Source organism: Leucobacter komagatae (genome assembly GCF_000834055.1).
Lineage (GTDB): Bacteria > Actinomycetota > Actinomycetes > Actinomycetales > Microbacteriaceae > Leucobacter > Leucobacter komagatae_A.
Window position 1 is genome coordinate 179,601 of sequence record NZ_JXSQ01000002.1, and the last position, 13,133, is coordinate 192,733.

The following is a 13,133-nucleotide window of genomic DNA, read 5'->3' on the forward strand; positions in this document are numbered from 1 at the left end:
CATGGGATATTCGATTCGGGAGTTTGCCAATTTCCGCGGGATTTCCGAGCAGCGAGCCCGCGAGCTAGCGCGTAAGGGACTCATCCGCGCTCAGAAACAAGCGGGCACCTGGACAATAACCTTCGACGAGTCCACCCCAACGGAGATTCCCCTCAGACGCCCTTTGTCCGCTCAGTCACAAGAAGATCTGCTCCGCTATATCAACACGCTGAGTTTTGATCACGTAGCGGGCCACAGACGAAGCAGGCTCGCGCAAAGAGTTCGAGAGCTGGAGCACTCTAGCGAAAAGGCACGAACCCTGCGCGATTACTTCAGGAATTCGCCCCTCCCAGCAGGCAAGGGCGCTGCTGCGACCATTCGCGCCGCAATGCTATATCAAGACACGCACGTTGAGGGCACCCTCAACCTCAACCCACGCGTGGCGTTGACCTCAACCAGATCGGTTGCCTCCAAGCTACGTAACGCTCGAATACTCGCAGGGCTAAGCGTTACGGACGCGGCTGCATCAGCAGGGTTGCGTCTTGAGGAGTACTGCCAGCTGGAACGGGTGGGGCACATTGGCGACAATAACCTGAAAGCGATACGTGCCCTTGCTGCTGTCGGTGTTCGCCCTGCAAAGATCACGGTGGAATCGGGCTCGAGGCCTGACCTGCAAACACAACTTCAACGCAGTCAGGCTAAGGGTTCACTGCCTGGCGGATTCTCGGCCATCACTGAGAGCAACGCAAGGATTGCAGCCTCCCTCATGTCGGCCAACATGTCCGCGATCACAGACGCCATGGCGTCCTCGTCTCAGGCCACCATCAAGGCCGCCCTAGACACAGCATCACGACCGGCAGTGCAAGCAGCACTTACCTCAATCCAAAAGGTCAACAACACAGCAGACACCCTCAAAACGATTCAAAAAAAGGAAGATCTGACTAATGGCTAGAGACAACCTGCATGCATGGGTATGTGGAGAATATGTGGGTCGGTTTGAGCGCGACTTTGAGCTGGACAGACCGCGATTCATTTACGACGAGAACGCCAACCGGAGCCTGTCGATCGCGCTCCCGCAAAATGGGAACTTCGATGATACTGCCCCACGTCACTATCTCAACGGCCTCCTACCAGACCAACCACGCGCACGACGACAGATCCAAGAGCTGACTCGTGCAGCTTCTCATGAAGCCTGGGAACTATTGACGGCAATCGGAGGTGATCTCTCAGGAGGCGTAGTGCTCCATGCTGACTCGCAGGGCATCTCGCAAGAAACTGCCTTCACTTCTCTGGCCTTAGAAGACCAAGTTGCGGCGCGGATCGCGGACATTAAGCAGACGGGAGAACCTTTTTCAACAGCCGAAGGCAGCCCTCTCCCAAGGTTTTCCCTCGCCGGAGCCCAGGCCAAGTTCGCCCTATCAATTACAGATTCTGGAGAGCTGTTTTGGTCAGATTCCGCAACACCGTCTACACACATAATCAAACCCGAGAGCGCAGCACACTCCGGACTTGAGTTGGTTGAGGCCGCGACTCTCGCCTTGGCTCGTCGCGTCGGAATATTTGCACCAGCCGCGACGCAGTTTTCCTTCCTTGGGGAAACGGCTTTCATGATCCAGCGCTTTGATAGGGCGCCGTCTCCGGGCACCGAAACGGTCGCACGTCTCCATGTCGAAGACATGGCTCAAGCGCTGGGTCCCCAAGCCGCTGACAAATACCAGGTAGATGCCGCGGAAATTGTAGATTTACTTCGACGACACAACGGTGAAGATACTGAAGCGTACGCCTTCTTTGCACAGTATGTATTCAACACGCTCATCGGGAATGCTGACGCCCACGCGAAGAATTACTCCATTATGCACCAGCAAGGTGGCAATGTGACCGTCAGCCCATTGTACGACGCCATCCCAATCGGTTTTTTCCCCGGGTATGATCAGGATTTGTCTATGCCTGTCGCCGACGAGAACCGCGCCGGCGCTGTGCGGCAGGAACATTGGCTAGTAACTGCGAGGGAGATAGGACTCGACGCAGATCACGTGCTCGCGATTCTGCGGGCAACTGCTGAAGGGATTCTCGAACACTTGGATGCAACACTTGGTGAAGTAGAGCACTCACGAGTAACCGTGGAACGGTTGGACTCCCTACGTCGCAACGCTGAGCGGCAGCTTCGCGCCCAATAAGAACATGCGCTGCTTGTAGAGTTGGGGCAAGTTCATCGGTGCAGACTGCTACCCCCGTAGCACCTCTGCCCGCAGCACCTGAATGATCCGGTCGAGGGTGGCTGGCGCGAGCGGCTCGGCGAGGCTGAACCGCACCGCAGTCTGCGCGAGCTCGTCGCTCAGTCCGAGCGCGAGCAGCACGGGCGACGGCTCGGACTTGCCCGCGGCGCACGCCGACCCTGACGAGACCGCGACGCCCGCCGTGTCGAGCGCGACGAGCAGCGATTCGCCGCTCACGCCTGAGATCGTGAACGAAGCGTGGCCGGGGAGCCGCTCGCTCGCGTGGCCGGTGAGCGCGGCGCCCGGAACCTCGGCGAGCAAGCGCGCGATGAGCTCGTCGCGGCTGTCCATGAGCGCGAGCGCGGTGGATCCGATCTGCCCGGTCAAGGCCGCCACCGCTGCGGCGAAGCCCGCGATGCCCGCGACGTTTTCGGTGCCGGATCGCGCCCCGCGTTCCTGGCCGCCGCCGTGAATGATCGGCTCGATCGGCAAGTGAGCGCGCACGATGAGCGCGCCGACACCCTGCGGGCCGCCGAACTTGTGCGACGCGACGGTGAGTGCGTCGACGGAGCGGCCCGGCCACGCCGACGGGTCGGGAGCCGCACCGGGAGGCGCGCCCGATCCGAACGACACCGGCAACGCCGCCGCCGCCTGCACCGCATCCGTGTGCACCGTGACGCCGAGACCGCTGGCACGCGCCGCAAGCTCCCCCAGTGACTGGACCGTGCCGATCTCGCCGTTCGCGAGCCCGACCGAGACGAGCGTGGTGTCGGGGCGGATCGCCTGAGCGGCTGCGCCCTGGTCGACGAGCCCGTCTGCGTCAACCGGAAGCACGGTGAGCTCGAAGCCGAACACCCGCTCGAGGTAGCGGCACGATTCGAGCACCGAGGAGTGTTCGATCGCCGTCGTCACGATGTGCCTGCCGCGCGGGCGCGCGAGTGCGAGCCCGACGATCGCGAGGGAGTTCGCCTCGGTGCCGCCCGAGGTGAAGATCACCTCGCCGGGCGTCGCGCCGACCGCCCGGGCGATGCGTGCGCGTGCGCCCTCGACGAGCTCACGCGCGCGAAACCCGGGAGAGTGCACGCTCGATGCGTTCGCCTGGCCGCCCTCCAAGACCGCGAGCATCGCGGCGCGAGCCTCCGGGCGCAGCGGCGCGGTTGCCGCGGCGTCGAGGTAACCGACGGCAGGAGAGCCTGCGACGCTCATTCCGCGTCGAGCCCGAGGTCGAGCGCTCGCGCGCCGTGGGTGAGCAGGCCGACGGAGATCACGTCGACGCCGGTCTCGGCGATGCCCGCGACGGTGTCGAGGTTCACGCCGCCGCTCGCCTCTGCGATCGCGCGGTCGCCGATCATCGCGACGCCCGCGCGCAGCTCCTCGAGCGTGAAATTGTCGAGCAGCACCCCGGTGGGGTTCGCGGCGAGCACCGGCTCGATCTGATCGAGGCGATCCACCTCGACGATGATGGAGGTCGTGTGGCCCGCGCGCTCCCTGAGGGTCGCGAGCGCCGCGGTCGTCGTCGCCGCATCGACCGCGCCCAGCGCCGCGAGGTGATTATCCTTCACCATGATCGCGTCGGAGAGGCCAAAGCGGTGATTTGATCCACCGCCAGCGGCAACCGCGTGCTTCTCGAGCGCGCGCAGCCCGGGGGTGGTCTTCCGAGTGTCAGCGATGCGGGCCCCCGTGTGGGCGACGAGCGCGACGAACGTCGACGTGAGCGTCGCGATGCCGCTCATGCGTTGGCTGAAGTTCAACGCGACCCTTTCCCCCGTGAGCACGCCGCGGGCCGGGCCCGAGACTCGGGCGAGCACGTCGCCGGCGATGAACGCGGTTCCCTCTGGCACGAGCTCGGTGACGTTGATTCGCTGGTCGACCTGGCGGAACGTCTCTGCGATCAGTGGGCCGCCCGCGAACACACCGGACTCGCGCGCGACGACGCGGGTCGACACTATTGCGTCTTCGGGGATCGCGAGCGTGACGGTAAGGTCGCCCCACGGCGCGTCCTCTGCGAGAGCGCGGGCGACGACGTCGGTGATGATCTGTTGGGTCAGCATGCTGCGGGTTCCTTCGTGAGCGATTCGGCGTTGGTCGGCTGGCCGTCCTGGCGCAGACAGCCGTGGTTCGCACCGTGATCTTGTGGTGTGTGGCGGGGCGAAGGTTCCGAGACAAAGCTGCGGATCGCGAACCCGCGCCGCCTGGCTTGCTGCGCGCTGAGCTCCGGGAAGTCGGTGCGCTGGTGCGCCCCGCGCGACTCTTCGCGCGCGAGCGCCGATGCACAGACGAGTGCCGCGAGCTCGGCGCGTGGCCCGGAAGCCTTGGCGAGCACGCGCGCAGCGGCGGCGAGCCCGTCGGCATCGCGTTCGATGCCGAGGTGAGCCGTGATCGTCTGGTCGACAGGCCGGGTTCGCGAGGCTGCGGCACCTCCGCCTGCGGCACCGAAATGGTCGCCGAGACCGCCGGAGTCGACCGCTCGCATAGGAGCGACGCTTTCGGCATCGCGCGCCAGCTCGGCGAGCGCGGCACCGATCCCCCACCGAGCTGCACCTGCCGCGACGAAACTGGCGGCTGCCGTGCCGGCGCGCTCGCCGAACACGAGGCCCTCGAGCAGCGAGTTCGAGGCCAAGCGGTTCGCGCCGTGCACACCGGTCGACGCAACCTCGCCCGCAACAAACAGGCCTGGCAGTGTGCTGCGCCCGTCGAGGTCGCTCGCGACGCCGCCCATCGTGTAGTGGGCGGCCGGCGCCAACGGAATCGGTTCGTGCGCCCAGTCGAGGCCCGCAGCCGCCACGGCAGCGGAGATGCCGGGGAACATGCGGCCGAGCGCACCCGCGCCGCGATCGCGTTCGATGCCGGTGGCGTCAAGGAACGCGTTGTCGGCGCCGCCACGCAGGGCACGGTGCAGCTCGCGGGCGACGACGTCCCGCGGCGCGAGGTCGCCGAGCGGGTGGCGGCCCTCCATGATGCGCCGGCCCGCGGCGTCACGAAGCACCGCCCCGGCGCCGCGCACCGCCTCCGAGACGAGCTCCCCCGTCGACAGCGCCGTCGGATGGAACTGCACGAACTCGAGGTCCGAGACCAACGCGCCCGCGCGGGCAGCGACAAGGATCCCCTCGCCCAGCGCCCCGACGTGGTTCGTGTTACGCGCGAACATCCCGGCATACCCGCCGGTCGCGACCACGACGGCGTCGGCGCCGCGGTGTTCGAGCATCCCGCCGCCGGATCGGAGCGCCGCACCGATCACCGCCCCCGATCCGACAAGCAGCGATTCCACGCGCGCCGATTCGGTGAGCACAAGCGAGCCAGCGTCAACCGCCGCGAGCACCCGTTCGGCGAGGAAGGCGTGGAGCGCTGCTCCCGTGCGGTCACCACCCGAGTGGAGAATGCGCGGGCGGCCGTGCGCGCCCTCGAGACCGAGGAGGGGACCGCCGTCAGGGCGCCGATCCACCGGGAGCCCCGATGCGAGTAGCCCGCTCACGATCCGGGCGCCATCGGTGACGAGCACGCGGGCGGCTGCTTCGTGGACGAGCCCTGCGCCCGCGGCGAGAGTGTCAGCGAGGTGCGCAGCGACGGTGTCGCCTGGGCCAACGGCGGCGGCGACACCGCCCTGCGCCATCGCGGTGTTGCCACCGGCGAGGGCTCGCTCAGCCGCGGCCTGCGGAGTGGTACTGCCTGAGAGCGCGTCCGCCCCGTCCCGCAGCCTGCCGGGTGTCACGAGCTCGACCTCGGCGCCGCCCGCGACCGCAGCGAGCGCGCACGAGAGGCCAGCGACGCCCGCTCCGATGACGAGGATCACGGCTTCGCCGCAAGCATCCGCTCGAGCGCGATGCGCGAATCGTCTGCGACGCCCGCGTCGACGGTGATCTGGTTCGGCACCTGACCCGCGAGCAATGATTCGAGGGTCCACGCGAGGTATGCGGGGTGGATCCGGTACATCGTCGAGCACGGGCAGACGACCGGGTCGAGGCAGAAGATCGTGAGATCGGGGCGCTGCTGCTGCAGCCGGTTCACGAGGTTGATCTCGGTGCCGATCGCGAGCACCGAGCCGGGAGCTGCGGCCTCCACCTCCTTGCGAATGTACTCAGTCGACCCTGCGCCGTCCGCAGCCTCGACGACGGCAGCGGGGCACTCCGGGTGCACGATCACGCGTGCGCCAGGGAAGTCTGCGCGGGCCTTTTCGATCTGGGCGACGGTGAAGCGCTTGTGCACCGAGCAGAAGCCGTTCCAGAGGATCACCTTCGAGTCGTGAAGCTGCTCGACCGTGTTCCCGCCGAGCGGCAAATGCGGCCGCCAGAGCGGCATGACGTCTTCGGTGATGCCCATCGCCTTCGCGGTGTTGCGGCCAAGGTGCTGGTCGGGGAAAAACACGACGCGCTGGCCGCTCTCGAACGCCCACTCGAGCACCGTCTGCGCGTTCGAGGACGTGCAGACAATGCCGCCGTTGCGCCCGCAGAACGCCTTGATCGCCGCCGAAGAGTTCATGTACGTCACCGGAATGACGGGTTGCAGACCGCCGTCGGACGCCGCCATGCGGCCGCCAGTCCCCAGCACGTCCGTGAGCTCACGCCAGCACGCCTCGACCTGCTCGATCGTCGCCATGTCTGCCATCGAGCAGCCCGCAGCGAGGTTCGGGAGGATCACCGACTGCTCGGGACCCGAGAGAATGTCGGCGGTTTCGGCCATGAAGTGCACGCCGCAGAACACGAACGACACGGCCTCCGGGTGCTGCTTCGCGGCCTGCGCGAGCATAAACGAGTCGCCAACGAAGTCGGCGTACTTCACGATCTCGTCGCGCTGGTAGAAGTGGCCAAGGATCCGCACGCGCTCACCGAGCTCCTCCTTCGCAGCGGTGATCCAGGCGTCAAGCTGCTCGTCGCTCGCGTCGGTGTAGCGCGCAGGAAGGGGGGCCCTGGCGGGGTGCGGATCCGGGAATCTCGTCGCCAACCGAGGCGCCGGGGCCGTAGCCAGGGCTCGTGTCGATCGACCACGGGTCATCGGCAAGTTCGGTGCCGCAGGTCGCGAGCTCACTTCCAGGTGCCGTCGTTGCGCGCAGCGCGATCGGGCGCCGGTGCGGGGGTATCGCCGGGCGGCCAGCCGGCCGCGACGAGGCTGGGCGCGATCCCGGCGCGGCCTGACGCTCGCTGGACTCCGCCGTTTCAATGGCGTCCGCGGCCTCAATGGCCTCGCGGGCAACGGCGCCCCTGATGAGTTCGTGCACGCTGGTCATGAGTTCGTCCTCGTGTTTCGTGGAGTGGTCCCGGAAGGGGCGGAGGGTGCTGGTGAGCCTGAATGGGTGCCTGCACCGGTGCCTGGACGGGAATCTGCGCTGGCATCTGTGCTGGTGCCTGCATGTGCGTCTGTGTCGGCAAGCCGGTAGAGCCTTGCCGGGCGATGCGCGCCACCCTGCTCGAGTCTGCCCGTGTCGATGAGGCCGCCGCGGGCGAGCGCTTGGCGCCGGAAGTTTGCCGGGTCGATACGCTGGCCGAGAACCGCCTCAGTCACCGTTCGCAGCTGACCGATCGTGAACTCCTGGCCGAGGAAACGGTGAGCGACAGCGGCATATTCGGTCTTCGCACGGAGCCGTTCGACCGCGTGGTCGATGATCTCAGCGTGGTCAAAGGCGAGGGGCGGGAGATCGAGAATTGAGAACCAGGCAACGTTCTGCCCCGCTGGCTGCTCAAGCGCGGCCTCGGTCTGCCGTGCACCAACGTCGCCGCCCGTCTGCGAAGACAACGGCGGGAGAGGATCATCCCAGCGGCGCGGCCGCACGGGATCGGTTGCTGCGTGCCCGGCAGACCCTGGATCGGCCGACGCGTGATCTGTTCGCGCAGGTGCTGTTGGAGCAGCGCCAGCGCGCGCAGCATCCGTCGGCGCTGCGGACGGCTCGCCGTCGATTTCGTGCTCACCGTACATCGCCCAGTACGCGATCGTGACGAGCCGCTGGGCTTCAGCGGACCGCTCGACGCCTCCGAAAGAGTAGAGCTGTTCGAGGTGGCCAGGGTCTCGGCCTGCCGCAGCGCGCAGCGTGCGCAGTGCGGTGTCGGTGAGGGTTTCGTCCCACTCCGTTGGGCCGCCGGGCAACGCCCATGCGCCGAGGAATGGAGCGCGGGTGCGGCGCACGAGCGGCAGCCAGATCGTCGGTGCTTCGCTGTGCGAATCGGGCCCGGCCGCCGGCGCCGCCTGGCTTGCTGCGGTGGCTGGGGCTGCGGTGGCTGGGGCTGCGGTGGCTGGCGCAGCAGTGACGGTGGTCTCGCCGTTCGCGGCAGATGCGCCGCGTTCAGCATCGAACGGTGGCCGCAGCGCGAACGCAACGACCGAGACGGCGACTGCGGGCGGCAGGTAGCGCCGCTCGGCGACGCTTGCGCGCTGATAGTGCATCCTGCTCCGATTCATGGGGTGCGGCTGGGGCATGAGCCACGCGTGACCCGCACCCCTCGGGATGACTTATGGTCATGATGACTTTAACTCAGCATACGCTCCATGCCCGCCCTGTCAAATTCGGCAGGGCGGGCGAGCAGCTAGCTACTCGAACCGCGCGGCAACAGCCTCCCCGTGCGCCGGGAGGCCCTCAGCCTTCGCGAACGCGATCGCGTGGGGTGCGACCTCGCGCAGCGCGTCCTCCGAGTAGTCAATGAACTGCACGGGCCGAAGGAACGTGGAGGTGTTCAGCCCCGCAGCGAATCGCGAGGTGCCCGAGGTGGGAAGCACGTGGTTCGATCCGGCACAGTAATCACCGAGCGATACCGGCGACCACGCACCGACGAAGACGGCTCCGGCGTTGCGAACCCGCGACGCCACCTCCCGCGAATTCAGCGTCATGATTTCAAGGTGCTCGGCCCCGTAACGGTCGGAGATCCTCAGTGCGGTGTCGAGATCGTCGACGAGGACGATGCGCGAGTGGTCTGCGCCGAGCGCGACGCGGGCGCGCGCCTCGTTCTGCGTGGCACCAACGCGCGCAGCGAGCTCGGTCTGCACGGCCGCCGCGAGCTGCCCCGAATCGGTCACGAGCACGCTCGCCGCGTTCGGGTCGTGCTCGGCCTGGCTGAGCAGATCGGCCGCAACGGTGGCGGGGTTCGCGCTCGCGTCAGCGATGACCATGATCTCGGTTGGCCCGGCGACGGCATCGATGCCGACATCGCCGCGCACGAGGTTCTTCGCTGAAGCAACGAACACGTTGCCAGGGCCAGTAATCACATCGACACTCTCAAGCGCGGCCCCCGCAACACTCTCGGGCAGCCCGTAGGCGAGCGCGGCGATGGCCTGCGCGCCACCCATCGCGTACACCTCTGTCACCCCGAGAGCGGCGCACGCAGCGAGCACGGAGCTCGCTGGCAGCCCGGTGTCTCGGTTCGGAGGCGAGACCACCGCGAGCGACTCGACACCTGCGACCTGCGCCGGGACAACGTTCATAATCACGCTCGACGCGTACGCCGCGAGACCGCCAGGCGCGTAGAGTCCGACGCGCCGCACAGGGAAATACTCTTGCCGAACCACCGCGCCGGCCGCCACCTCGGTGGACACCGCGGTCGGGAGCTGCGCGCGGTGTCCAGCCGTGACACGCTCGATCGAGATTTGGATAGCCTCACACAGGGCGGCAGGGGCCTCCGCCCATGCCCGCTCGAGCTCCTCGGCCGGCACGCGAAGCGCCGATGGCCGAATGCCGTCAAACCGCTCGGTCGCGTCAAGCACCGCCTCGGTGCCGCGCGTTCGCACGTCGGCGATGATCTCGGCGACAGCCTCGGACGCGCTCGCGACGCTCATTGTTGCGCGCGGGATGGCAAACGATGCCGCCTCGGGGTTTCCGCGAAGGTCGGTGGTCTGCATGATGCTCATGGGTTTCCTTTCAGGGCTGCGCGTGCAGCCAGGTATTCGCCCCCGGCACGAGCATGCCAGGGCAGGTGGCGGGTGTGTGCTGCCCGTATGCTGGGATGAAGCACACGGCGACAGGGATCTTGGAGGCGTATGGATTCGACAGCGGACTCCGCAGGTACCGGGAAGCGTTCCGGGCTGGGAAGAGATCGGCTGCTCGCGGCCGCGTCGCGAGGTGATCTCAGAGTTCGGGGTTGAGGGGCTGCGCGTTCGCAGGCTTGCCGCTGCAGCTGGCGTGTCTCCCCCACTCGTTTCATACCACTACCCCGACCAGGCGACCCTCATCGAGAGCGTCCACAGAGAGCTCGTGCTCGACTACTTCGTGTACCGCGAGTCGGCGGCGAACGCTGCGAGCGGTCCGGTCGAGAAGCTCCGCGCCTGCGCCAGGGCTGGGCTGCCGCCCGCCGTTGACCCTGCGCTCGTCGCTCCGCTCTTCGAGCTGCACGGACTCGCCCGCCGACACAGCAAGCACGCCGAAGCGATGAGCGGTCTGTGGCACAGCGAACACGCTCTCTATCTGGGCATCATTGAGGCCGGCGTGCGCGAGGGAGTCTTTTCGCTCGTGCGATCTGCTTCCGACGTTGCCGGAACCCTCCTCGCGCTCGAAGACGGACTCGCGCTCCACCTCGTCGGAGACAACAACTCGATGAGCGGGGAATGGGCACTCGGAACGCTGTTGCACACCGCCGCGCTCGAGCTTGGCTGCCCAGAGCTCGAGCACAGCAGCCTGCTCCCCTAGCTCGCGTCGACAGTTTCGCTTGGTTCGACGGTTTCGCTGGGGATCGCGCCGACCTCGGTCGTGAGCGTTCCCGGACGGTGTGGGAGGAACATGCCCGCGACAAATGCGAGCACAAGGATCCCGCCCCAAATGAACGCCGGGACAATCCCACCAACGAGGAACGGCAGGTTCCACACGGAGATACCAAGCACGAGCAGAAGGCCGATTCCGCCGAGCACCGCGGAGAGGGTGACCCAGCTCGACGGCGCATCGCTGCCGCGGTGCGCGCGCCCGAAGGCGATCACCGCAACGCTTGTAAGCGTCATCATCCAAATCACGCCCACGGCCCCAGCACCCGAGTACCAGGCGTAGATCTGGGTTACCGGGTCGAGCTGCGCGAGGGCCGAAACGACAACCACAACCGAGGTGATGATGCTCACCCAGAGCGACGCGCGCGACGGGGCGCGGTGCCGCTCGTGCACGGTCGCGAGGCTCGCGGGGAGCACGCCACGCTGGCCGAGGGTGAAGAGGTAGCGGGTGACGATGTTGTGGAACGACAGCATGCAGGCGAACATGCTCGTCACGACGAGCACCTGCACGATATCCGCCGCGATCGGTGCCACGACGTTGCCCGCGAGCTCGATGACGACCTGGTCTGGGGCTTCGTTTGACGCCGCGACAGCGTTGTCGACGCCGAGACCGGCGATCACAAGCCACGCGGAGAAGAAGTAGAGCGCGCCAACGGAGAAGACCGCGATGTACGTTGCGCGCGGGATGGTGCGGTTCGGATCCTTCGCCTCATTGCGGAACACAGCCGTGGCCTCGAACCCGAAGAACCCGAGGAACGCGAAGAGCAGACCGAGCCCGGGTGCGCCGACGAGCGCTTCTGCGGGAATGAGCGGGGTGACCGAGAGCTCGCTACCCGAAAACAGCACGCCAAGGTCGATCGCGAGCACCGCGATCACTTCGAGCACGAGCACGACCCCGAGCACCTTTGCCGAGAGCTCGATATCGCGGTAGCCGAGCAGCCCGACGATGACGAGCATGACCGCGGAGACGATCCACCACGGCGGCGCGAACCCGAACGAGCGGTCGAGCAGGTTCACCGTTTGGACCCCGAGGTAGCAGGTCATCGAGACCGTCAGCAGTACGTAGGAGAGCATCGCGATCGAGGCGGTGCCGAGGCCAGCGCGCCTGCCAAGGCCGCGGTGCACATACGAGTAAAACGCGCCCGCGTCTGGCACGCGCGGCGTCATCCAGGCGTAGCCAACCGAGAACAGCAGCAGGATCGCCGTCGCGACGAGGATCATCGTCGGCGCACCGACCGAGCCGGAAACAGAAATGATGAGCGGGAAGTTGGCTGCGACGACGGTAATTGGTGCGGCAGCCGCAATAACCATAAAGACGATCCCGGACACTCCGAGTCGACGATTTAGCGTGGCACTCAAGGCGCCTCCTTTGTAATGACGAGAACTTGCGGGTTGATCGCGTCAGGCCAGCATCACTGCCGCCATCCGCGCCGACGATGACTGAAGGCCTGGCGAACCGACAGCCTGCCGCCATCGCAACCTATAACTCAGCGGTGAGCGTGTCCCCCGGACCTTCTCATTTCACAATAGGCTGCGGCTTTCAGCATATCCTGAACATTTGTTAAGTCGCGTCCGGGATCGCGGACTGAGCTCGGGGCTGCCGAGGGCAGACCTGGTTGCTTCGGAGGGCCTGCCTCCTCCATAGGCGTGGCTAGGCTTGAGACAGTCAGCACCATTGGAGGCGCACATGATCACCGAAGTACTTGCAAGTGCACCTGGAAGCTATGCGCTCGCGGCGATCGCCGGGGTCGGCGTTGGTCTGTCCCTCAGCGCGCGCTCGACGGCAGCGAGAGTCGGGGCAATGCTCAACATTGTGGCTTTCACGGCGATCGCCGCGACACACCTCACGCACGCGCTCTGGGCTGGCCCAATCTTCGCGCTCGCTTCAGCATTCACCCTCCTCACCCGCGACGTGCATCAGTACGCCAACAGCCCAATGCTGGCGGGCACTCCATACGCGCAGCGTCTTCTGCTGATGCTCGTGCACGGCAAGAAGATCAAGGCGAGCAGCGCGCTCGCGCTGAGTAACGGAGCAACCGCGCAGCAGAGCTAGCGCTGAGCAGCAGATGTCGCGCTGAGCAGCAGAGCAACCGCGCAGCAGAGCTAGCGCTGAGCGGCAGAGCAGCGCCCGACTGCCGAGGAGCTGCCCGCGCCCGACGATCCGCCCGGTCGATGATCCGCACTACCGACGAAAACTGCAATAACTCCGCCCGATCCGCCGCAAAACGTCCTCTCTTCGGCAGATCCAAGAGTTAACGCCGCACCGAA

10 protein-coding genes and 1 pseudogene are annotated in these 13,133 nt (G+C 66.6%); 4 read left to right on the forward strand and 7 right to left on the reverse strand.

Features of this window, described 5'->3' with window-relative positions:
• The first annotated feature begins 1 nt into the window (after position 1).
• Both SD72_RS17630 and SD72_RS02500 read left to right on the forward strand, forming a co-directional pair.
• Positions 2–931 (forward strand): hypothetical protein, encoded by a 930-nt coding sequence (locus tag SD72_RS17630; protein ID WP_157000415.1) that lies wholly within the window; start codon positions 2–4, stop codon positions 929–931.
• Entirely contained in the window at positions 924–2,156 is a 1,233-nt protein-coding gene (locus SD72_RS02500; RefSeq protein WP_084766696.1) for a HipA domain-containing protein, read from the forward strand. The genes SD72_RS17630 and SD72_RS02500 overlap by 8 nt, the downstream gene beginning before the upstream one ends.
• Before the next feature lie 48 nt (positions 2,157–2,204).
• Here SD72_RS02500 and SD72_RS02505 read toward each other — a convergent pair whose 3' ends face one another.
• From SD72_RS02505 to hisD, 6 genes and pseudogenes are all read right to left on the reverse strand, one after another.
• Positions 2,205–3,401: a cysteine desulfurase family protein gene (locus SD72_RS02505; RefSeq protein WP_042542842.1), complete on the reverse strand. Its 1,197-nt coding sequence runs from the start codon at positions 3,399–3,401 to the stop codon at positions 2,205–2,207.
• Positions 3,398–4,246 (reverse strand): carboxylating nicotinate-nucleotide diphosphorylase, encoded by an 849-nt coding sequence (gene nadC / locus SD72_RS02510; RefSeq protein ID WP_042542843.1) that lies wholly within the window; start codon positions 4,244–4,246, stop codon positions 3,398–3,400. The genes SD72_RS02505 and nadC overlap by 4 nt, the downstream gene beginning before the upstream one ends.
• Entirely contained in the window at positions 4,240–5,985 is a 1,746-nt protein-coding gene (locus SD72_RS02515) for an L-aspartate oxidase (protein WP_084766697.1), read from the reverse strand. Before SD72_RS02515 ends, nadC begins: the two co-directional genes overlap by 7 nt.
• Positions 5,982–7,416 (reverse strand): annotated as a pseudogene (gene nadA / locus SD72_RS02520) (quinolinate synthase NadA). Before nadA ends, SD72_RS02515 begins: the two are co-directional and overlap by 4 nt.
• Positions 7,413–8,582, reverse strand: coding sequence for an NUDIX hydrolase (locus SD72_RS02525; protein WP_198141825.1), 1,170 nt, complete (start codon positions 8,580–8,582; stop codon positions 7,413–7,415). The pseudogene nadA and the gene SD72_RS02525 overlap by 4 nt, the downstream one beginning before the upstream one ends.
• 129 nt (positions 8,583–8,711) lie before the next feature.
• Complete coding sequence (gene hisD / locus SD72_RS02530) at positions 8,712–10,022, reverse strand: histidinol dehydrogenase (protein ID WP_198141826.1); 1,311 nt, start codon at positions 10,020–10,022, stop codon at positions 8,712–8,714.
• A 211-nt stretch (positions 10,023–10,233) separates the two neighbouring features.
• On the opposite strand from hisD, the gene SD72_RS17860 reads away from it, so the two are divergent.
• Positions 10,234–10,797 (forward strand): TetR/AcrR family transcriptional regulator, encoded by a 564-nt coding sequence (locus SD72_RS17860; RefSeq protein WP_052492398.1) that lies wholly within the window; start codon positions 10,234–10,236, stop codon positions 10,795–10,797.
• Here the strand turns inward: SD72_RS17860 and SD72_RS02540 are convergent.
• Positions 10,794–12,224 (reverse strand): APC family permease, encoded by a 1,431-nt coding sequence (locus SD72_RS02540; protein ID WP_157000417.1) that lies wholly within the window; start codon positions 12,222–12,224, stop codon positions 10,794–10,796. The two genes, SD72_RS17860 and SD72_RS02540, sit on opposite strands and share 4 nt — an antisense overlap.
• Positions 12,225–12,552: 328 nt before the next feature.
• Here SD72_RS02540 and SD72_RS02545 point away from each other — a divergent pair, with 328 nt between their 5' ends.
• Positions 12,553–12,918 carry a hypothetical protein gene (locus SD72_RS02545; RefSeq protein WP_042542844.1) on the forward strand — a complete coding sequence of 122 codons (366 nt, stop codon included), beginning with the start codon at positions 12,553–12,555 and terminating at the stop codon, positions 12,916–12,918.
• Positions 12,919–13,133 lie beyond the last annotated feature (215 nt).

Coding starts and splice junctions, on each gene's coding strand:
- SD72_RS17630 (WP_157000415.1), top strand. CDS start 2: ATGGGATATTCGATTCGGGAGTTTGCCAATTTCCGCGGGATTTCCGAG.
- SD72_RS02525 (WP_198141825.1), bottom strand. CDS start 8,582: ATGAATCGGAGCAGGATGCACTATCAGCGCGCAAGCGTCGCCGAGCGG.
- nadC (WP_042542843.1), bottom strand. CDS start 4,246: ATGCTGACCCAACAGATCATCACCGACGTCGTCGCCCGCGCTCTCGCA.
- SD72_RS02500 (WP_084766696.1), top strand. CDS start 924: ATGGCTAGAGACAACCTGCATGCATGGGTATGTGGAGAATATGTGGGT.
- SD72_RS02505 (WP_042542842.1), bottom strand. CDS start 3,401: ATGAGCGTCGCAGGCTCTCCTGCCGTCGGTTACCTCGACGCCGCGGCA.
- hisD (WP_198141826.1), bottom strand. CDS start 10,022: ATGAGCATCATGCAGACCACCGACCTTCGCGGAAACCCCGAGGCGGCA.
- SD72_RS02545 (WP_042542844.1), top strand. CDS start 12,553: ATGATCACCGAAGTACTTGCAAGTGCACCTGGAAGCTATGCGCTCGCG.